The following is a 19,587-nucleotide window of genomic DNA, read 5'->3' as shown; positions in this document are numbered from 1 at the left end:
CATGCACCGATAGGTTACGATTGACGGAACAATCGGTTTCTCTTCTGGGCAACCCAGATGAAACAATCCTCCACGTGACTTCGCACGTCGCACTGCCTCTTCTATACTGGCACGCACATCAGTCGAGGTAACAGTATGAGGCGTGTGATCGTCCGGCGATCGTCAGTCCACGGCAAAGGCGTGTTCGCAGTGATGCCGCTCGCAGCCGGCGAGCGCGTACTCGAGTACAAAGGTGAAATCACCTCGTGGCGAAATGCGGTGCGCCGTCACCGGCGTGAAGGCGTCGAAGGACATACATTTCTGTTCGGGCTGTCGGATGGATCCGTGATCGACGGGAGCCGCGGTGGCAACAGTGCACGCTGGCTCAATCACGCGTGCGCACCGAACTGCGAGACCATCGAGGACCAAGGGCGGATTTTCATCCACGCGCTCCGGCCGATCGGGGCCGGTGAAGAACTGTTCATTGAATATCTGCTCGCCACTGACGATCCGCTGGATGAAGATGTCCGGGCGCAGTACGCATGCCGGTGCGCCACGGCGGACTGTCGTCACTCGATGCTGGCCGACGCAGCGTGAACAGGGGGGCGGAGGAGCTAGTGGGCAGCTTCGCTATCCCGAAAAGCTGCCGAGATCCCGAAGCGGGAGAATGATGGATTTGTCCGGCCTGGCGCGGATGTGGTTTTCCGTCTCGAAGTGCTGAAGCCACCGTAGCGGCAAGGGCCGATCGTTGCGCGACTCGATCCTGAACAGGTCGGCGAAATCTACGAGTTGCGCGGGCTGCTCGAAGCCAATGCTGCGCGCGCGTGCGCCGAGCAATCGACGCCCGGACTTGTTGAGCAACTGCGCGAGATCCGCGCGGTCATCGAAGACGCGTTCGAGCAGCAGGACCTGCCGCGCGTGCTCGAATACACGGAGCGTTTCTACGAAGTGATGTTCGAGGGCGCACAAAAGCGCGTATCGCTGGCCGTCGTCAAAACACTGAACGCGCGCATCAACCGGTTGCGCGCGCTGACCATTGCCACGCCGGGGCGCGGCGGCGAGTCTAATCGCGAGATGAACACGCTGCTCGACGCGATCGAGCGACGTGACGGCGATGCGGCGTCGGCCGCGTCGGCCGCGCACATCAAGCGGACCGCCGAACTGGCGCTGAACGCGCTCGCGCAGCCAGGCGAGCCCACCGCCGACGCCTGAACAACATTCCACCCCGTTCAAATGAAGGCCGCCGGTACTCCGGCGGCCTTTTGCTTGTGTGCCGAGCATGCTCAACAGCTCGGGGGTGAAAGTCCCCTATCCAGCCTGATGGTGGCGAAGGATTAGTGAAGCGTAAGGGCGTCGTCGCGAGGCGGGGTCTGAAAGAAGCGTGGAACAAAGCCATGACCTGACGAACAGAAACCAGATACGAGGCCTACCCGGTCGGACGAGCAAGCAAGTGATTGCGAAGTCCATAACCATCAAGGGCCGGGGTGGTAAATCTGGCAGGTGTGTGGCGAAGGCGGTTGAGCTTACCTCGGGAGGCCTGCCCGGTGTCCTGGATTCAGGACTGAACGGCTCGTAAGGGACGTTGACCGCCGGGCAGGAGTCAGCAGCGGGCATAGTAGGGCGGCGACGCCTGAAGGCCCAAACGGAAAGGAGCGGCAAGTAAGCCGGAGAACTCGACATGGGAGAGCAGCAGAAAACGCAACGCGTCCTTGACGGCGGAGGTCCGGGTGAAGCCCGGATGACTGCCGCCCGAGGGGCTGAACCTATGGCGGCGAACCCCGAGGCTGAAAGCCCGTCGGCTTGTGACCGACTGATGGAAGAAGTCTGCGAACGGGAGAACCTGAAGCAGGCGTTGAAGCGTGTGAAAGCGAACAAGGGTGCACCGGGCGTGGACGGCATGACGGTTCAGGCACTGCCGGCGTACCTGCGTGAGCACTGGCTGACGATACGGGCCTCGCTGCTCAGTGGGACCTACCAACCCCAACCTGTGAGACGGGTTGAGATACCCAAGCCGGATGGAGGTGGCGTGCGTAAGCTCGGCATCCCATGTGCGCTTGATCGGCTCATCCAGCAGGCGGTGCTGCAGGTTCTGCAAAGGCAGTGGGACCCGACGTTCTCGGACTCCAGTTATGGCTTCCGTCCGGGCCGCTCGGCGCATCAGGCCGTGGCGCGCGCACAAGACTACATTCAGGCGGGACATCACTGGGTCGTAGACTTGGATCTGGAGAAATTCTTTGATCGCGTGAGTCACGATATTCTGATGAGTCGGGTGGCAAAGCGCGTCGGCGACAGGCGGGTTCTGAAGCTGATCCGCTCCTTCCTGACGGCAGGTGTGCTGGAGAACGGGCTGGTTGGCGCAACGGACGAAGGGACGCCCCAGGGCGGTCCGCTGTCCCCCCTGTTATCCAATCTGATGCTCGACGATCTCGACAAGCTGCTTGAGCAACGCGGTCTGCGGTTCGTGAGGTATGCCGACGATTGTAACGTCTACGTACGTAGCGAACGCGCGGGTCAGCGGGTGATGGCGGGGCTGAAAGCCTTCCTCACCTGCAGGCTGAAGCTGAAAGTCAACGCGACGAAGAGCGCGGTCGCGCAGCCACACACGCGCAAGTTTCTGGGATTCACCTTCTCTGCGCAGGCACAGGTCAGACGGCGCATTGCGCCCAAGGCACTGGCTCGCTTCAAGGATCGGGTCCGAGAACTGACGCAACGCTCGCGCGGGATCAGCGTCGACCAGTTGATCGGCACGCTGAAACGATATCTGACGGGCTGGCGTGGCTACTTTGGTTTCTGTGAAACACCCAGCGTGCTCAAGCAACTGGATAAATGGACCCGACGCCGCCTGCGCTGCTTCTTCTGGAAGCAGTGGAAGCGTGGCCGGACCCGATTCCGGGAGCTAGTTGCGCGAGGCGTGGACCGAAACCTTGCCGCACAAACGGCGGGTTCGCCCCACGGTGTCTGGCGCCTAAGCAATAGCCCGGCACTGAGCAAGGCGCTGTCGAATCGTTACTTCCGCTCGTTGGGTCTTCCGTCGGTGGGTCCCTCGCCGATCAACTGATCCGAACCGCCGTGTACGGACCCGTACGCACGGTGGTGTGGGAGGGGTCGGGCCGCGAGGCCTGCCCCTATCCCGATTGCCGGTTCTGCCGGCGCGACGTTCTGTCCCGACAAATCCCACCGTAGGCATGTTGCGCCGCACAAGCGGACGCGCTTGTCTATCCGCTAGCCGAAAACATGCCTGCAACGGCACACCGAATATTATGGTATTCCATAATATAGAATTTCTTTGTGTGGGCCATAAGATGGAATACCATAATATCAACGAGCAACAACCACGGCCTTGACCCCCATCAGGAGAACGATATGAAGCTGGAAGTGCGCAAGCTGGTCACATACGTCGAAGAGACTTTCATTGAAGGCGGCAAGGAGGCGGCGCGGCCGTTGAAGCTGTTTGGCGCGGCGGCCGTATTGCGTAATCCGTGGGCGGGGCGCGGCTTCGTTGAAGACCTGAAGCCCGAGATTCACGCGCTCGCGCCGCAACTGGGCGAATTGCTGACGGCGGAAGTGCTGCGCGTGGCCGGTTCCGGCGATGCGGTAGAAGGCTACGGGAAGGCGGCGATCGTTGGCACCTCGGGCGAGATCGAGCACGCTTCGGCGCTGATTCACACGCTGCGCTTCGGTAACCACTATCGCCAGGCGGTCGGCGCGAAAAGCTATCTGAGCTTCACCAACCTGCGCGGCGGTCCGAACTGCCCGATCTCGATTCCGCTGATGCACAAGCACGACGAAGGCATGCGCTCGCACTACCTGACCGTGCAGTTTTCGATCGTCGACGCGCCTGGCCCCGATGAGCTGGTGATCGCGCTCGGTGCATCGATTGGCGGCCGTCCGCATCACCGCATTGGCGACCGTTATCAGGACCTGAAGGAGCTCGAGTCCCATGAAGCCTGAGCTCGCGTCCGCGCGTGCCGTGTCGCGTGGCGAGGCCGCGGGCACGAGCTACAGCGTCTACGCGCCGCGGTTGGAAGAAGCGCGTGCCACGGTCGTGCTGATCCACGGGGTGGGTATGAACCAGACCGTATGGTCGCCGCAGATCGAAGCGTTGACAGCGAACTACCAGGTCGTCGTGTACGACATGCTCGGGCACGGCGACAGCGCACTGCCGACAGTCGCGCCGACGCTCGACGAATACGCGTCGCAACTCGAAGCGCTGCTCGACACGATGCGCATCGAACGCGCGCATGTGGTCGGACATTCGATGGGCGCGCTCGTCGCGCTCGAATTCGCGCTGCAGCATCCGCAACGCACGCTGAGCGTCGCTGCGCTGAACGCGGTGTACGACCGCTCGCCGGCGCAGCGCGAAGCCGTGATGACGCGCGCCGCGACGCTCGGCGATGCGCCGTTGGATACGGGCGTCGACGCCACGCTCTCGCGCTGGTTCGGCGATCCGGTTCCGGGCCATCTGACCCAGGCGGCGCAAGCCGTGCACGGGCTGCTGCTGTCCGTCGATCCTGTCGGTTACGCGCGCACCTACCGGCTCTTTGCCAGCTCGGACGATGCGCACGTCGGCCGTCTCGCCAGCCTCGCCGTGCCCGCGCTGTTTCTCACGGGCGAGTGCGATCCGAATTCGAGCCCGGCGATGTCGCGGGCGATGGCGGCGGCCACGCCGTTCGGCCGCGCCGAGATCATCGCGAACGAGCGGCACATGATGAACCTCACCGATCCCGAGGGCGTCAACGAAAGGCTGCTCGCGTTTCTCGCCGAAGCGTCGGTGGAAGAAGCGCCGCATGAATCGATCAATGGAGAACGTCATGACTGAGCCGACCATCGAACAGACTTTCGATCTCGCCGAATTTCGCCGCGCGCTCGGCGCGTTCGTGACGGGCGTGACGGTCGTCACGACGATCCAGCCGGACGGCTCGCCGCGCGGCTTCACGGCCAACTCGTTCACGTCGGTCTCGCTCGATCCGCCGCTGATCCTCGTGTGCATCGCCAAGACCGCATCGAGCTATGAAGTGTTTTCGCAAACGCGCCACTTCGCCGTGAGCGTGCTTGCCGAAGATCAGAAGTCCGTGTCCGGCGTGTTCGCCTCGAAAGCGGCCGACAAGTTCGCGCAAGTCGCCTGGCAAACGCGCGCAACGGGCGCGCCCGTGATGGACGGCGCGGCGGCGACCTTCGATTGCACCACGCATGAGGTGGTCGATGCCGGCGATCACATCATCCTGATCGGACGTGTGGTCGATTTTCTTCATACCAGCTCGTCGCCGCTCGGCTACTGCCGGGGCGCGTATGTGAACTTCAGTTTGTCCCAGGATGCGCTGGCTGCCGCCGGATCACGGGCGCAAGTGGGCGCGATTCTCGAACATCGCGATGGACTCGTGCTGCTGGATACGCCGAAAGGCTTGCAGTTGCCCTCGGGTATCAGGCTCGAACCCGCGAGCGACGCGGCGAGCCTGCGCGGCGTGCTGGCGAAGCTCGGCCTCGAAGCGCATCTCGACTTTATTTTTGCCGTATTCGAGTCAGGCAACGGGCCGGCGGCGAGTGTACAAATCTATTATCGCGGCCGTGTGATCGACAGCGGCGCGGCGTGGATGGACAGCACGATCCGCATCGTTCCGCTGGCGCAGATTCCGTGGCACGAACTGCGCGATGACGCGGTGCGCTCGATGCTCGAGCGCTACGTGCGCGAACGCAGCGAAGACGCGTTCGGCATCTATGTCGGCGATACGGAGGCCGGCACAGTGCAGACGCTCGCGCTCGCGTACTGAACGCACCAAAGGCCAATCCGCCGATGAATCCTGCTGCGCACGTCGCGCAGCCCGCAGCATGGGACCGGAGTAGGTGCTAAAGCACGAACTCCGGTCGACACGGGAGACGAATCATCATGAAGTTTTCATTGTTCCTGCATATGGAGCGGTACGACGACACGACCTCGCATCGCGAACTGTTCGACCAGATGACCGAGCTCGTGCAGCTCGCCGAGCGCGGCGGTTTCGAAACAGCGTGGATCGGCGAGCATCACGCGATGGAATTCACGATCGCGCCGAATCCTTTCGTCAATCTGTCGTATCTTGCCGCGAAGACGGAACGCATTCGTCTGGGCACCGGCACGGTGATCGCGCCGTTCTGGCATCCGATCGCGCTGGCGGGCGAGGCCGGGATGGTCGATGTCGCGAGCAACGGGCGGCTCGATCTGGGTATCGCACGCGGTGCGTATTCGTTCGAATACGAGCGCCTGCTGCCGGGCCTCGACGCGATGGGCGCCGGTGCGCGCATGCGTGAACTGGTGCCCGCGTTGCGCAAGCTCTTCAAGGGCGATTACGCGCATCAGGGCGAGTTCTGGTCGTGGCCGTCGACGACGCCCGTGCCGCGTCCCATCCAGCAACCGAATCCGCCGATGTGGCTGGCCGCGCGCGATCCGAACTCGCATGCGTTCGCCATCGCTAACGGCTGCAATGTGCAAGTGACGTCGCTGGCCCAGGGCGACGCCGAGGTCGTGAGTCTGATGGAGCGCTTCAATGTCGCGTGCGCCGTGCATCCCGATGTGCCGCGTCCGCAGGTGATGATGCTGATGCACACGTTCGTCGGCGCGAATGCCGCCGAAGTGGACGAAGCGGTGGAAGACCTCGCGCGCTTCTATCGCTACTTCAGCAAATGGTTCAAGAACGAGCGGCCGGTCGAGCAGGGCTTCATCGAGCCGCTGACGGATGCCGACGTCGAGATGTTCCCGCAATACTCGCCCGAGGCGATCCGTAAGAACCTCGTGATCGGCGAGGCGAAGCAGGTGATCGCGCGCCTGAAGGGTTACGAGGAACTCGGCTACGACCAGTACAGCTTCTGGCTCGACAGCCATATGAGCTTCGAGCGCAAGCGCAAGTCGTTGGAGCTGTTCATTTCCGACGTGATGCCCGCGTTCGACGCGCGCTGACGCGAACGCTCTTACATCTGATAACTCCACGGAGTGGCTGACATGGTCCAGCGGTTCCAGCAATACATCGACGGTGCGTTCGAAGATGCGCACGAGCATTTCGACAGCGTCGATCCATCGACGGGCGACGTGTGGGCGAGCATGCCGGCCGCCAGCGCGGCGGATGTCGACCGCGCGGTGCGCGCGGCCGATCGCGCGCTGAACGATCCGGCGTGGGCGAATCTGACGGCGAGCGCGCGCGGCAAGCTGCTGTACAGGCTCGCGGATCTCGTCGCCCAACATGCGCCGCGTCTTGCGGAACTCGAAACTCGGGACACGGGCAAGATCATCCGCGAGACGCGTAGTCAGATCGGCTATGTCGCCGAGTACTACCGCTATTACGCGGGCCTCGCGGACAAGATTCAGGGTGCCTGGCTGCCGGTCGATAAACCCGATATGGAAGTCACGCTGCGGCGCGAGCCGGTGGGCGTGGTCGCGGGCATCGTGCCGTGGAATTCGCAGTTGTTCCTGTCGGCGGTGAAGGTCGGTCCCGCGCTCGCCGCGGGTTGCACGATCGTGCTCAAGGCGTCGGAGGACGGTCCCGCGCCGTTGCTCGAATTCGCCCGGCTGGTGCACGAAGCGGGCTTTCCGAAAGGCGTCGTCAATATCGTGACCGGTTTCGGCAACGATTGCGGGCGCACGTTGACGAGTCATCCGCTCGTCTCGCGTATCGCCTTTACGGGCGGCCCGGAAACGGCGCGTCGCGTGGTGCGCAATTCGGCGGAAAACCTCGCGGCGATGTCGCTGGAACTCGGCGGCAAGTCGCCTGTGCTGGTATTCGACGACGCCGATCTCGACAGCGCCTGCAACGCCGTCATCGCGGGCATTTTCGCGGCGACGGGGCAAAGCTGCGTCGCCGGTTCAAGGCTCGTCGTGCAGCGCGGCATTCACGATGCGCTGATCGAGCGGCTCGTGGCGAAGGCGCAAACGATTCGCATCGGCAATCCGCAGGACATCGCGACCGAAATGGGACCGCTCGCCACCCGCCGTCAACTCGAACACATCGAGAAGGTGCTGCGCGCGAGCGTCGAAGCGGGCGGGCGCATCGTCACCGGCGGCAAGCAACCGGACGGCGTCGGCCAAGGCAACTACTTTTTGCCGACCATCGTCGATTGCGCGAACGCGCAAGTGCCGAGCGTGATGGAAGAACTGTTCGGGCCGGTGCTGAGCGTCGTCACGTTCGATACCGAAGCCGATGCCATCGCACTCGCCAACGACACGCGCTACGGCCTCGCATCGGGCGTATTCACGCGCGACCTGACGCGGGCGCACCGGCTCACGCGCGCGTTGCGCGCGGGCATCGTGTGGGTCAACACGTATCGCGCGGTGTCGCCGATCGTGCCGTTCGGCGGCTATGGCCTGTCCGGTCTCGGTCGCGAAGGCGGGCTCGAAGCAGTGCTCGATTACACACGCACGAAGTCGGTGTGGATCCGCACGTCGGACGAACCGATTGCCGATCCGTTCGTGATGCGCTGACGCACAGGCGCCAACTCTGGTCGACACGAGACAAGCCAGCATGTTCTACGAAATCCGCACATACCGCATCAAGACGGGCGCCGTGCCCACTTATCTGAAGCTCGTGGAGGAGGAGGGCATCGAATTGCAGAAGCGGTATCTGGGTCAACTGGTCGGCTACTTCTTTTCGGAGATCGGACCGCTGAATCAGATCGTGCATATCTGGGCCTATCCGAGTCTCGACGAGCGCGAACGCCGCCGTGCCGCGCTCGCTGAAGACGCCGCGTGGCGGGCCTTTGCGCCGAAGATTCAGGCGCTGATGGAAGAGATGGAAAACAAGATCATGAAGCCAGCGCGATTTTCGCCGCTCGCCTGAGAGAGCATTCGACTCGCTACCTTACACGTTGGACCGATACCGACCGTATTCCTTGGAGAGAGACATGAGCAGCAGAAGCAACTCATTTATCGCGCCGCTGATCGCGCTCTGCGCGGCGACGCTCGCGGCGTCCCCGGCACTGGCCGCGGACCCGATCGTTTTCACGAGTTGGGGCGGCACCACGCAGTCGTCGCAACAGAAGAACTGGGCACAGCCCTTCACGCAAGCGACGGGCGTCAACGTGCTGATGGACGGCCCGACCGACTACGGCAAGCTCAAGGCGATGGTTGACAGCGGCAATGTGAACTGGGATGTGGTCGATGTCGAAGGCGATTTCGCGTACGCCGCGCAGCGGGCAGGACTGATCGAGCCGATCGACTATTCCGTCGTGAAGAAGGACGAACTGGATCCGCGCTTCGCGACGCAGGACGCAGTGGGCAGCTTCTACTACTCGTTCGTGCTCGGCTACAACAAGGCGAAGTACGCGGGCGCGCAGCCGGTCACGTGGGCCGATCTGTTCGATACGAAGAAATTCCCCGGCAAGCGCACGCTCTATAAATGGTCGGCCCCCGGCGTGCTCGAAATCGCGCTGCTCGCCGATGGCGTGCCGCCCAACAAGCTCTATCCGCTCGACCTCGACCGCGCGTTCAAAAAGCTCGACACGATCAAGGGCGATATCGTCTGGTGGAGCGGCGGCGCGCAATCGCAGCAACTGCTCGCGTCGGGCGAGGCGCCCATCGGCATGTTCTGGAATGGACGCTTGCATGCGCTCGAACAGACAGGCGTGCCGGTCGGCATCTCGTGGAACCAGAACCTGACGGCCGCCGACATGCTGGTGATTCCTAAGGGCGCAAAGCACAAGGCCGAAGCGATGAAGTACCTCGCCGCCGCCACGAGCGCTCAGGCGCAGGCAAAGTTCGCGACGGATACGGGCTATGCGCCGATCAACGTGAAGTCGGCCGCGCTGATGTCGCCCGCCATTGCGAAGACGCTGCCCGATCAGTACAAGTCCTCGCAGATCAATCTCGACATGAAGTACTGGGCCGAGAACCGCGATGCGATTGCCAAGCGCTGGTACGCGTGGCAATCGAAATAGGCACGCTGCACGTGAGCGCCGCATAGTCATCGGAGTGGATGGGAGACACCATGCCTAATGTTCTGAGTACCGTCGCGCATCCGCCCGCGACGGCCACGCGCCGGCGGCGCGACTGGCGCAGCATCCGCCTGCTGGTGCCCGCGCTGTTGCTGCTCGTGATCTTCTTTCTGCTGCCGGTGCTGTCGCTGCTGTTGCACAGCGTGCTCGAACCGGCGCCGGGGCTGAGCAACTACGCGCAACTGCTCGGCTCGACGACCTATCTGCGAGTGTTCGGCAACACGTTCCTGGTGGCGACGGTAGTGACGGTGGCGACCCTCGCGATCGGCTTCCCGACGGCGTGGCTGCTCGCCATCGCGCCGCGCAAGCTGAGTTCCGCGCTGTTCGCGATCATGCTGCTGTCGATGTGGACCAACCTGCTGGCGCGCACGTTCGCCTGGATGGTGCTGCTGCAACAGACCGGGCCGATCAACCGTTTGCTGATGGCGCTCGGCGTGATCAGCGAGCCGCTGACGCTCGTCAACAACCTGATCGGCGTGACCATCGGCATGACGTATATCATGCTGCCGTTCCTGGTGATGCCGCTGCACGCCACGCTGCGGAGCATCGACCCATCCACGTTGCGCGCCGCGGCGATCTGCGGCGCGAGCCGCTGGCAGGCGTTCTGGCGGGTGCTGGTGCCGCTCGCGATGCCGGGCATCGCGTCGGGCGCGTTGATGGTGTTCGTGATGGCGCTCGGCTATTTCGTCACTCCTGCACTGCTCGGCGGCGCGTCCTACATGATGCTGGCGGAACTTATCGCCCAGCTCGTGCAGCAGCTGCTGAACTGGGGCCTCGCCGGTGCCGCCGCCTTCGTGCTGCTCGCCGTGACGCTCGCACTGTATGCGCTGCAACTGCGCTTCACCGGCAGTGCGCGCGCCAATCCGGGAGGCCGCTGAGATGAAACAACCCCCACGCTCACTACGTTCGCTGCCCCCCGAGGGGGCGTCGGCCTCCCTTGGGGCGGCCCGGCGGGAGGACTGACATGTTGCTCGATTTCGATCGTCTGGGCGCGCTGCGCTATATGTTGCTGGCCGTTGGCGCCGCCGTTGCACTGTTTCTCCTGCTGCCGATCGCGTTCATCGTCGCGCTGTCGTTCGGCGATTCGCAATGGCTGATCTTTCCGCCGCCGGGCTGGACGCTGGAGTGGTATCGCCAGCTTTTCACCGACGCCGGCTGGATCGACTCGCTGCTGACGAGCGCGAAGCTCGCGGTGATCGTCACGGCGCTATCCGTGCTGATCGGCTTTCTCGCGTCGCTTGCGCTCGTGCGCGGCAAGTTTCGCGGACGCAATGCCGTGCAGGCGTTCTTCCTCACGCCGATGGTGTTGCCAGTCGTCGTGCTGGCCGTCGCGCTGTACGCGTTCTTTCTGCGCATCGGACTGAACGGCACGATGACGGGTTTCGTGATCGGCCACCTGATCATCGCGCTGCCATTCTCGATCATCTCGATCAGCAACTCGCTGTCGAGCTTCGACACGGCGCTCGAAGACGCGGCGCTGATCTGCGGCGCGTCGCCGCTGGAAGTGAAGCTGCGCGTCACGTTGCCCGCGATCCGGCTCGGTCTGTTCGCCGCCGCGATCTTCTCATTCCTCGCGTCGTGGGACGAAGTAGTGGTGTCGATCTTCATGTCGAGTCCGACCTTGCAGACGCTGCCCGTGCGGATCTGGGCAACTCTGCGGCAGGACCTGACGCCCGTCGTGGCGGCGGCTTCTTCGCTGCTCGTCGGATTGACGACCGTATTGATGTTGGCGGGCGCGATTCTGCGCCGCGCACGATAACCGAGGTGAATCAGCCATGACTGCCGCATTCCTGCAAATCCAGCGCCTGCGCAAGACCTACGACGACGTCGTCGCCATCGACCATGTATCGCTCGATGTGCGCAAGGGCGAGTTCATGACCTTTCTCGGACCGTCGGGTTCGGGCAAGAGCACCACGCTCTATATCGTTGCGGGCTTCCAGGAGCCGAGCGAAGGGCGCGTGCTGCTCGACGGCAAGCCGCTGCTCTCCGTCGCGCCGAACAAGCGCCATATCGGCATGGTGTTTCAGCGCTATACGCTGTTTCCGCATCTGACGGTGGGCGAGAACATCGCCTTTCCGTTGCGCGTGCGCCGCCGTCCCGACGCGGAAGTGAAGGCCAAGGTCGAACAGATGCTGAAGCTCGTGCATCTGTCCGAGTGCCGCGACCGGATGCCCGCGCAATTGTCGGGCGGGCAGCAGCAGCGCGTCGCGATTGCCCGCGCGCTCGCCTATGATCCGCCCGTGCTGCTGATGGACGAACCGCTCTCCGCGCTGGACAAAAAACTGCGCGAGGAAATCCAGCTCGAACTGCGCCGCATTCATCAGGAGACGGGCGTCACGATTCTCTATGTGACGCACGATCAGGAAGAGGCGTTGCGGCTGTCGGATCGCATCGCCGTGTTCAACAAGGGGCGCATCGAGCAGGTCGGTACCGGCGAGGAACTGTATGGGAATCCCGCCTCGCGTTTCGTCGCGAGCTTTATCGGCAATTCGAATTTCCTGCCGGTGCGTGTGACGTCGAACAACGACGGCCGGATGAACGGCGTGTTCCCGAATGGTCATACGGTGAGTTCGGGCAGCTTCAACCCGGTGCTCACCGCAGGCGACGAAGGCACGCTGATGATCCGCCCGGAGCAAATGCGTATTCAGGCGCAGCGCGACGCAAGTGGTGCAACGGGTCTGCCTGTCACCGTGCGCGATATCACGTATCTCGGCGACGCGATGCATTACGCCGTCGCGACGCCATGGCAGCAGGAGATTTCGATTCGCATGCCGGCCGGACATCGCCATGACAGCGGGTTGTCGATCGGCACGCAGGCGCTGGTCGATTGGGACACGCGCGATGTGCGGCTGTTCGCGCAGGCGTGAGCACGACAATGCACACCATGAGTGACACTCTGCCTTCGCTGAAAGTCGAACGCCGCACCACGACGTTGCGTGAACTCGCGCTCGAGAAAATGCGCACGGCGATTCTGGAGGCTCACTTTCGTCCGGGCGAGCGGCTGGTCGAGCGTTCGCTGTGTGAAGAACTGGGTGTGAGCCGCACCGTCGTGCGCGAAGTTCTACGGCATCTGGAGACGGAAGGACTGGTCGATTCGATCCCGAATCAGGGGCCGATCGTCGCGAGACTGGATGCCGGGACGGCCGCCGAAATCTACGAGATCCGCGCGCTGCTTGAAGGCGATGCGGCGATGGCTTGCGCGCAGCATGCGGATGAAACGGTGATTGTGCTGCTGGCCGAGTGCATCACCCGAATCCAGCAGGCGTTCGAAGCGCACGCGCATGAGACGGTGCTGGAGCTAACGGCCATGTTTTACGAGGTTATGTTCCATGGCGGCGGAAAAAAAGTGTCGTGGGAAATCGTGCAGACGCTCAATGCACGGATCAACCGTTTGCGCGCGATGACGATCGCCTCCGACGACCGCGGCCGGCAGGCTGTGCAGGAGATGAACCGCATTCTCGATGCGATCCGTGCGCGCGACGCGCACCGCGCGCGAGATGCAGCCACAGCTCACGTGGCCCGAGTCGCGGATATTGCGGCGGAATTGCTACGACAGACGTTTGGAGAACCGTCTGCTTGATTGACAACTGAGCGGCAGCGCTCTCGAAACACAGCTCGAGGGCGGCCGCTTCAATGCCGTATGCGGTGTGCTCGCCGCGCTGGAGGTGGTGCGCACACTCGATGATACGGACATTGAAACTGGCAAGCCGATCGAGATCGTCGTGTGGGCCAACGAGGAAGGCGCGCGCTTCACGCCCGCGGTGCTTGCCTGGCGCGACGCGGTAGGCGTGACGGTCGCCGACGCGCTGCGGGAAAGCGGCTACGCGGGCACGCGCAGTGCCCGGGACGATCTTCGATACGTATTTCGAAACGCACATCGAGCAGCGTGTCGATGGGCGTGGTCACCGGCGGTCAGGCGTTCCGCCGGCTCGACGTGCGTGTCGTGGGACGTGCCGCGCACGCTGGCATGACGCCGATGCCATATCGCTAGGATGCCCTGTTTGCCGCCGCCGAGTTGGTCGCGAAACTGGAGGCGATCGCAGGCGAGTTCGCACCGCAAGGTCCCGCGACGATAGGCGAGGGCCATATCCCGAACACCTCGCGCAACACGATTCCCGGAGAGTTGCACTTCACTGTGGATCTACGCAATCCAAGCGACGCGGAGCGGGCGGGCAAGCACGACTTCGTGCTTGCCCGCTTTGCAGCCATTGCCAGTCGGCGCGGACTGACCGTCGAGATCGCGGACCACTGGGCCAGCCCGTTCGCGGTTTTCGATGCCGGCTGCGTTTACGCCGTGCAACGCGCGGTGCGAACCGGGTTATGCGAGTCAGTACATCGTGAGCGGCGCAGGCCACGACGCCATTCACCTCGCGAAATATTGTCCCGCTGCAATGATCTTCATTCCCTGCGTGGACGGGATCAGTCGCAACGAAGCGGAGGGCATCTTGCCTGACGACGTTGGCCGTGGCGCGGATGCGCTGCTGCATGCGACGTTGGAGCGCGCCGGCCGTATCTGAGCCGTCGACGAACCCTCGGAAAGGAAGCAGTGAGAGCCGATCCCGTCTGATCGTTGGCCGCGCTTGCAGTGCGTCGGGTTCCTGGCGGCGGGGAAATCTTGATGCGCGTGCCACCTGCACGCGGCTCATCATGTGACCTTGTGGTGGCGGATCTCGAAGAGACTGAACGCGAGCACACAACTCGATCGGGCGGTGAAAAATTAGTTAATGTTCGGATAGCGAAACAAATCGGGGCAATGACGCCTTATTGTCGTTTCAGAGCAGATCTTCGACGCAGACGCGCTGGCCAAGAGCGCGTACGGAGAATGGGGTCGCCTCGATGGAGGCAGCCGGAGCCGCCGAATCTGTAACGTGAGTGCAGCGGGAACGCGCCGAACCGGGGATTCCGGGCGGCGTGCGTTAGAGGGGACTGCCCCCTTTCAACGCGATCAATGGGCCACGCAGACTGCGTGTAACCACGCCTTGCAAATTGGTTGACGCGGGGGTACGCCCCCGCCTCAGACCAATCCGCCCTACGGGAAGGCGTGTTTCTCACACTAGCAGACCGGCATCCTGTAGTGCAGAGCGCACGACATCGCGATACTGCTCGTCGAGCGGAGTGAGGGGCAACCGGATGCCGGCTTTAATGCGTCCGAGCGCCTGCAGCGCCCATTTGACCGGAATCGGATTGGCTTCGCAGAAGAGTTGCTTGTGCAACGACAGCAGGCGAAGGTGGATACGTCGCGCTGTGATGGCGTCGCCTTCGAGCGCGGCGCGGCAGAGCTGGCTCATCTCTCGGGGTGCGACGTTGGCCGTGACGGAGATGTTGCCATGGCCGCCGAGCAGCATCAGCGCGACCGCTGTCGGGTCGTCGCCGCTATAGATTGCGAATTGTGCGGGCGCATGCTTGATGAGATGAGCTGCGCGGTCGATATTCCCCGTCGCGTCCTTCACGCCGATGATGCCTGGCACCTCAGCGAGACGCAGGATCGTCTCGTTGCTCATGTCGGCGACAGTACGGCCTGGGACGTTGTAGAGAATCATGGGCAGATTGACGGCTTCGGCGATCGCGCGGAAATGCCGGTACATGCCTTCCTGTGTCGGCTTGTTGTAGTACGGCACGACCTGAAGCGTCGCATCAGCTCCGACTTTTTTTGCCAGCTCCGACAATTCGATGGCTTCGGTGGTGGAGTTGGCGCCCGCGCCGGCGACGATCGGGAATCGCTTGGCCGCGTGCTCGACCGCCGTCTTCACCATCAGGATGTGTTCCTCCACCGACAAGGTGGCCGATTCTCCACTCGTGCCTACGACAACGAGACCGTTCGAGCCAGCTTCCACATGCCAGTCGATCAGCCTTCGAAACGCCTGCAGATCGAGACTGCCGTCCTCATGCATCGGTGTGACGATTGCAGGGATGCTGCCGTGAAGCCAATGCGGTACCTGATTTTCCTTTGCCATACTTCTACTCTCATAAAATGTTGATGGGTTGCGCTTTCAGTGTGAAATTCTGGATGCCAGATCGGACGCAAATCGCTGTGCCTGACCGTCCTGCAACAGGGAGATAGCGACGCGAATTGCTTGAGTCCGGTCCCTCCCGTCAAAGGGAACAAGCCATCCCGTTCTCGCAAGGTCAAGCGCGACTTGTTTCGCATTTTTGTTCAGCGATCTCCAGACATTAGCGCCGCCTGCTGCAAGATGCACATTGATGCCGCGCGCCTTCAGTGCGCCACACGGTTCCTCTCCTCGTAGCGCGTTCTCCTTTCTGGCGTTATGTACCGGCGCGACGCGACGTAGTACACCGACCGGAGGCTGGAGGGGGCCTCTACGTCTTTTGTAAGGCGATACGGGCTGCCGTGGGCCGGCGAACGTTGCTGCGGGCAGCCTGGAACATGGCGTCGCACCTCCGCTCAACGCAATGGTTGGCCGGCTATACCGGTGCTTGCTGTATCTATCGATGGTATCGGCGCGATCCCCGCCTTTGGGGACACCGACGCGGGCGGAATACATCGGCGGCGTCATGTTGTTAGGTATCTTGGGTCGAAGCTTATGCAGCGTGAAAAAGTGTTTGCCCACAGCAACGGTGGCAAGCCTCGTTATCCACGTTACGGAGGTATCTGATCCGCGCGAGGGTTTTACGAGCCGCTGACCAACAGGCCGATGCCTGACAAAGCCAGCAGGACGCCTAAAACGCGCTGCCAGGTGAGTTGCTCACGCAATGTGGTCGTGGCCAGTACCACAGTGGTGAGAGGGTAGAGCGAGACCAACGTTGCCACGATTGACAGTTGTCCACTATAGATCAAGGCGGACTTGTAAAGGATCGTACCCGATGCATCCAGGCATCCGGCGACAGTGATAAAGACGGCGCGCGAAGGTCAGGTTGCGTTTCCAGCGTTCGCGATGACTAATAAGGGCGATGATCGTCAGGACGGCGAGGGACACCGACCGCGCGATGATCAACAGTAACAATCCCGTCTGCCCGGATACCTGCTTCAGGCATATGTACGTCGCTGCGATACCGCTTCCTGCAACCACGGCAAGAAGCAAGCCCTTGCCCAGACGGCCCTTGTCTTCGATATTGCCTGTGCCATGCTCGGCTCCTCTGACAATGACGACGGCCACGGCTCCAAGCAAAAAAACGAGGTAGGCGTGAAGGGGCGCCCTTTCGTGCGTAACAAGCACGCCAAATAGAGCCGGCAGAACGATGACAATCAGCGCTGTCACGGGTGCGACAACCGCCATGGGGCCGATGCCAAGTGCCATACATAGAGCCGGCAGAGATATCGCAATGCTCAGACCAGCTGCTGCGCTCCACCACCAATCGGCCACACCTGTCATGTGTCCGTGAACCAGTAACGCAAGCAGGCCCGTGATTGCCAGCGCAGGAACCTGATTGAAGAGCATCACATATCCAATCGATACCCGGCGTGCCGAATAGCCACTCAGGAAGTCGGCTGACCCGTAACAAACTGATGAGATAAGCGCGAGAATCGAACCCATTTTTTGTCAGGAGTGTAATGAAGGAGTACGAAGCGGCCGGCGTGGGGCGCAACTGAACAAGTGATCGTATTGAGCCTATAGTACAATATATTGAACTGTCGGCAAATAAAAGTTCTCAAATTAAATACGCTGACGGATGCGTGGTCGAGGCATGAGTCCGATCGTCATCGCTAAAGAGAGAGGGCTCGGGACATGGGGCGCGAGCGATGAGCCCGTAGGTATCTCGTCCGAGATGGAGTGTCTTTGGCAATAAGTATGCTGAATATGTTGACGTCAGTGGAGGTCTGGAGGCACGTCTACGTGGCCTGCTTGCGATCAGTGGACTGTGCACATAGGCCGAGAGCGGTTAGACCCGGGCTTGGCGTGCCGGAAAGCAGTAGGCACATGCAACGCGCGGTCTGCGGATGACCTAGGGGGCCATGGATGCTGTTGGGTCACCATGCATGCCAGACCGGCGCAGGAGGACCAACAGTAATTTGCGCGCGTGATACATTATATTGATCTCACAACAAGGACCGATTCTCACATGAATGATGTCGACGCCATCAACACAACCGTCGGAAGAAATCTGGTCGCGCAACGTAAGTCGCGCGGACTGACGCTGGACCAACTGGCGCTGGCGTCGGGTGTTAGCCGCGGAATGGTTGTCCAGATTGAGCAAGGTAAGACCAACCCGAGTGTCGCGACGCTATGCAGGCTCGCGAATGCGCTCGTCGTTCCCATCTCGAAGTTAATAGAGGCCGACTCTCGCCCAGCGGCTTACAAAACCAGGCTGTCCGAGGCATCGGAACTCTGGCGTGGAGTGGCGGGTGGCCGTGGGCGGCTTATCACTGGCTTTGACGACCCGTCCGTACTTGAATTCTGGGAATGGCGTCTGAGTCCGCACGAATCCTATGATGGAATCGCGCATCCTTCGGGCACGAAGGAGCTTCTGTTCGTCAACTCTGGAGCACTCACGGTTACAGCCGGACCGGTATGCGAAACAGTGGTTTCGCAGGAGGCATTGGTGTTCTCTGCAGACGTGCCGCACCGGTACGCAAACGACCACGACCACGAGGTCGTTTTCATGATGGTGGTCGTCGAGCCTCGGACAGCCGTGCGAGCGGGTGCCGGGGTGTTCGGCTGATGTCATTAAAATGAACTTACAGGCAAATATATTGTACTTTCGTTTTTTTCGGGCTATAGTCGTTCTCAGTGTGTACTTGGGAGTGTGCTGTGTCTGTTGAAACCGAAGATCCTGTCGCAATAGCGTTAGAACAATTCCGCGTCTCGGACGCGATTGAAGATGCGTTCCCGGAGGCGACTGTTGCCGTCGTCGTAGCACTTGGGCTGAGTAACGGTCCATCGAGTAGTGCGAGCACAAGTGCTCTCGCCGACGCTGCCGCGGCCTTACGCGAGACTGTCGATGCAAACGAGTTGCGCGACCACCCCAAAATTGCTTGCTGGCACGACATCTATAAGCGCTTCAACGCAAAACCACGCAAGTACCCGTGTTCGGTAGAGTCGCTCGCTCGACGAGCACTTCGACCAGAGTCTTCGGTCCCTGGCATCAACTGTCTGGTCGACTTCTATAACGCATTAAGCTTGCGCCACCTTGTGCCTATCGGCGGTGAGGATCTCGATACGCTTCAAGGTCGGCTCGAATTTCGGCTGGCAACTGGTCGTGAGAGCTTCGATATCGCGGACGATTCGACATCCGAGGCGGTCACCGTTCCTGAAGGGGAGGTTGTCTGGACGGATGACGTCGGCGTCACTTGCCGACGCTGGAACTGGCGTCAGGGGAGACGCACGAGACTGACGGAGTCAACACAGAACGCCTACTTCATTATTGATGCTGCGGCTCCGTCGACCGGTGGCAAAGAGATTGGCCAGATCGTCAACGAACTCATCGATATCCTTCGAGTGCATGCCCAAGCGCGCCATGTTGGCTATCGGCTCATAAAGGTCGGCAATCCTCCGGTTTAATAGTCGAAAAGACGGGGCATGACGACCGGGCGAACCGGATGGACGGGGCGCACGATACTTGCAGGGTTTCGTCCATATTTCGTCCCTCGCGCCATTGCTCCGGTTGTCGGCGTTCAGGCTAATTCCCCCGCATCTGGATCGAGGTTGACGGGCAGCGACAGTAATATCGCGTTGTATATCAACACGAGACGAAGGCGGG

General features: G+C 61.9%; 20 protein-coding genes and 1 pseudogene. 18 read left to right on the top strand and 3 right to left on the bottom strand.

Annotated elements, in window-relative coordinates; all coding sequences use genetic code 11:
• Positions 1–135 precede the first annotated feature (135 nt).
• The 16 genes and pseudogenes from P3T25_RS39440 to P3T25_RS39365 all read left to right on the top strand — a co-directional run bounded on the left by P3T25_RS39440 (position 136) and on the right by P3T25_RS39365 (position 14,447).
• Entirely contained in the window at positions 136–576 is a 441-nt protein-coding gene (locus tag P3T25_RS39440) for an SET domain-containing protein (protein WP_429362601.1), read from the top strand.
• A gap of 135 nt (positions 577–711) precedes the next feature.
• Positions 712–1,191 (top strand): annotated as a pseudogene (locus P3T25_RS39435) (GntR family transcriptional regulator); the annotation flags it as partial.
• Positions 1,192–1,657: 466 nt separating this feature from the next.
• Complete coding sequence (gene ltrA, locus P3T25_RS39430) at positions 1,658–3,037, top strand: group II intron reverse transcriptase/maturase (protein ID WP_429362599.1); 1,380 nt, start codon at positions 1,658–1,660, stop codon at positions 3,035–3,037.
• Positions 3,038–3,342: 305 nt separating this feature from the next.
• On the top strand, positions 3,343–3,930 hold the full coding sequence (locus P3T25_RS39425) for an amino acid synthesis family protein (RefSeq protein ID WP_429362597.1): 588 nt from the start codon (positions 3,343–3,345) through the stop codon (positions 3,928–3,930).
• Positions 3,920–4,798: an alpha/beta fold hydrolase gene (locus P3T25_RS39420; protein WP_429362595.1), complete on the top strand. Its 879-nt coding sequence runs from the start codon at positions 3,920–3,922 to the stop codon at positions 4,796–4,798. The genes P3T25_RS39425 and P3T25_RS39420 overlap by 11 nt, the downstream gene beginning before the upstream one ends.
• Positions 4,791–5,747, top strand: a complete 957-nt coding sequence (locus P3T25_RS39415; RefSeq protein ID WP_429362593.1) for a flavin reductase — start codon at positions 4,791–4,793, stop codon at positions 5,745–5,747. The genes P3T25_RS39420 and P3T25_RS39415 overlap by 8 nt, the downstream gene beginning before the upstream one ends.
• A 116-nt stretch (positions 5,748–5,863) precedes the next feature.
• Complete coding sequence (locus P3T25_RS39410; protein ID WP_429362591.1) at positions 5,864–6,907, top strand: LLM class flavin-dependent oxidoreductase; 1,044 nt, start codon at positions 5,864–5,866, stop codon at positions 6,905–6,907.
• Between the two features lie 42 nt (positions 6,908–6,949).
• Positions 6,950–8,422: an aldehyde dehydrogenase gene (locus tag P3T25_RS39405; RefSeq protein ID WP_429362589.1), complete on the top strand. Its 1,473-nt coding sequence runs from the start codon at positions 6,950–6,952 to the stop codon at positions 8,420–8,422.
• 40 nt (positions 8,423–8,462) lie between these two features.
• The gene (locus tag P3T25_RS39400) at positions 8,463–8,777 is read left to right on the top strand and encodes an NIPSNAP family protein (RefSeq protein WP_172167678.1); all 315 of its coding nucleotides are present in this window, start codon (positions 8,463–8,465) and stop codon (positions 8,775–8,777) included.
• 64 nt (positions 8,778–8,841) lie between these two features.
• Positions 8,842–9,873, top strand: a complete 1,032-nt coding sequence (locus tag P3T25_RS39395) for an ABC transporter substrate-binding protein (RefSeq protein ID WP_429362587.1) — start codon at positions 8,842–8,844, stop codon at positions 9,871–9,873.
• Between the two features lie 50 nt (positions 9,874–9,923).
• On the top strand, positions 9,924–10,808 hold the full coding sequence (locus tag P3T25_RS39390; RefSeq protein ID WP_172167674.1) for an ABC transporter permease: 885 nt from the start codon (positions 9,924–9,926) through the stop codon (positions 10,806–10,808).
• Between the two features lie 86 nt (positions 10,809–10,894).
• Entirely contained in the window at positions 10,895–11,689 is a 795-nt protein-coding gene (locus tag P3T25_RS39385; RefSeq protein WP_429362582.1) for an ABC transporter permease, read from the top strand.
• Between the two features lie 16 nt (positions 11,690–11,705).
• Positions 11,706–12,797: an ABC transporter ATP-binding protein gene (locus tag P3T25_RS39380; protein ID WP_429362580.1), complete on the top strand. Its 1,092-nt coding sequence runs from the start codon at positions 11,706–11,708 to the stop codon at positions 12,795–12,797.
• A 17-nt stretch (positions 12,798–12,814) separates the two neighbouring features.
• Positions 12,815–13,510: a GntR family transcriptional regulator gene (locus tag P3T25_RS39375; protein ID WP_429362578.1), complete on the top strand. Its 696-nt coding sequence runs from the start codon at positions 12,815–12,817 to the stop codon at positions 13,508–13,510.
• Positions 13,511–13,598: 88 nt separating this feature from the next.
• Entirely contained in the window at positions 13,599–13,901 is a 303-nt protein-coding gene (locus tag P3T25_RS39370) for a hypothetical protein (protein WP_429362576.1), read from the top strand.
• A 303-nt stretch (positions 13,902–14,204) separates the two neighbouring features.
• Positions 14,205–14,447 (top strand): hypothetical protein, encoded by a 243-nt coding sequence (locus tag P3T25_RS39365; protein WP_429362574.1) that lies wholly within the window; start codon positions 14,205–14,207, stop codon positions 14,445–14,447.
• Between the two features lie 531 nt (positions 14,448–14,978).
• Here P3T25_RS39365 and dapA read toward each other — a convergent pair.
• From dapA to P3T25_RS39350, 3 genes are all read right to left on the bottom strand, one after another.
• Complete coding sequence (dapA, locus tag P3T25_RS39360; protein WP_429362572.1) at positions 14,979–15,884, bottom strand: 4-hydroxy-tetrahydrodipicolinate synthase; 906 nt, start codon at positions 15,882–15,884, stop codon at positions 14,979–14,981.
• A gap of 674 nt (positions 15,885–16,558) precedes the next feature.
• Positions 16,559–16,726 (bottom strand): EamA family transporter, encoded by a 168-nt coding sequence (locus P3T25_RS39355; RefSeq protein WP_429362570.1) that lies wholly within the window; start codon positions 16,724–16,726, stop codon positions 16,559–16,561.
• A complete protein-coding gene (locus tag P3T25_RS39350; protein WP_429362568.1) occupies positions 16,716–17,423 on the bottom strand; it encodes a hypothetical protein in 708 nt (235 codons plus the stop codon). The genes P3T25_RS39355 and P3T25_RS39350 overlap by 11 nt, the downstream gene beginning before the upstream one ends.
• Positions 17,424–17,949: 526 nt before the next feature.
• Here P3T25_RS39350 and P3T25_RS39345 point away from each other — a divergent pair.
• Both P3T25_RS39345 and P3T25_RS39340 read left to right on the top strand, forming a co-directional pair.
• Positions 17,950–18,549, top strand: coding sequence for a helix-turn-helix domain-containing protein (locus tag P3T25_RS39345; RefSeq protein WP_429362566.1), 600 nt, complete (start codon positions 17,950–17,952; stop codon positions 18,547–18,549).
• An 89-nt stretch (positions 18,550–18,638) separates the two neighbouring features.
• The gene (locus P3T25_RS39340; RefSeq protein ID WP_429362564.1) at positions 18,639–19,388 is read left to right on the top strand and encodes a B3/B4 domain-containing protein; all 750 of its coding nucleotides are present in this window, start codon (positions 18,639–18,641) and stop codon (positions 19,386–19,388) included.
• Positions 19,389–19,587 lie beyond the last annotated feature (199 nt).

Source organism: Paraburkholderia sp. GAS32 (assembly GCF_050434225.1).
GTDB lineage: Bacteria > Pseudomonadota > Gammaproteobacteria > Burkholderiales > Burkholderiaceae > Paraburkholderia > Paraburkholderia madseniana.
Note: the sequence above shows the minus strand (reverse complement) of the source record. Positions and strands in the feature narration are given on the sequence as shown.

Excerpts from the sequence above, each read along its gene's own strand:
- P3T25_RS39440 (WP_429362601.1), top strand. The coding sequence starts at position 136 with ATGAGGCGTGTGATCGTCCGGCGATCGTCAGTCCACGGCAAAGGCGTG.
- ltrA (WP_429362599.1), top strand. The coding sequence starts at position 1,658 with ATGGGAGAGCAGCAGAAAACGCAACGCGTCCTTGACGGCGGAGGTCCG.
- P3T25_RS39425 (WP_429362597.1), top strand. The coding sequence starts at position 3,343 with ATGAAGCTGGAAGTGCGCAAGCTGGTCACATACGTCGAAGAGACTTTC.
- P3T25_RS39420 (WP_429362595.1), top strand. The coding sequence starts at position 3,920 with ATGAAGCCTGAGCTCGCGTCCGCGCGTGCCGTGTCGCGTGGCGAGGCC.
- P3T25_RS39415 (WP_429362593.1), top strand. The coding sequence starts at position 4,791 with ATGACTGAGCCGACCATCGAACAGACTTTCGATCTCGCCGAATTTCGC.
- P3T25_RS39410 (WP_429362591.1), top strand. The coding sequence starts at position 5,864 with ATGAAGTTTTCATTGTTCCTGCATATGGAGCGGTACGACGACACGACC.
- P3T25_RS39405 (WP_429362589.1), top strand. The coding sequence starts at position 6,950 with ATGGTCCAGCGGTTCCAGCAATACATCGACGGTGCGTTCGAAGATGCG.
- P3T25_RS39400 (WP_172167678.1), top strand. The coding sequence starts at position 8,463 with ATGTTCTACGAAATCCGCACATACCGCATCAAGACGGGCGCCGTGCCC.
- P3T25_RS39395 (WP_429362587.1), top strand. The coding sequence starts at position 8,842 with ATGAGCAGCAGAAGCAACTCATTTATCGCGCCGCTGATCGCGCTCTGC.
- P3T25_RS39390 (WP_172167674.1), top strand. The coding sequence starts at position 9,924 with ATGCCTAATGTTCTGAGTACCGTCGCGCATCCGCCCGCGACGGCCACG.
- P3T25_RS39385 (WP_429362582.1), top strand. The coding sequence starts at position 10,895 with ATGTTGCTCGATTTCGATCGTCTGGGCGCGCTGCGCTATATGTTGCTG.
- P3T25_RS39380 (WP_429362580.1), top strand. The coding sequence starts at position 11,706 with ATGACTGCCGCATTCCTGCAAATCCAGCGCCTGCGCAAGACCTACGAC.
- P3T25_RS39375 (WP_429362578.1), top strand. The coding sequence starts at position 12,815 with ATGAGTGACACTCTGCCTTCGCTGAAAGTCGAACGCCGCACCACGACG.
- P3T25_RS39365 (WP_429362574.1), top strand. The coding sequence starts at position 14,205 with ATGCCGGCTGCGTTTACGCCGTGCAACGCGCGGTGCGAACCGGGTTAT.
- dapA (WP_429362572.1), bottom strand. The coding sequence starts at position 15,884 with ATGGCAAAGGAAAATCAGGTACCGCATTGGCTTCACGGCAGCATCCCT.
- P3T25_RS39350 (WP_429362568.1), bottom strand. The coding sequence starts at position 17,423 with ATGGGTTCGATTCTCGCGCTTATCTCATCAGTTTGTTACGGGTCAGCC.
- P3T25_RS39345 (WP_429362566.1), top strand. The coding sequence starts at position 17,950 with ATGAATGATGTCGACGCCATCAACACAACCGTCGGAAGAAATCTGGTC.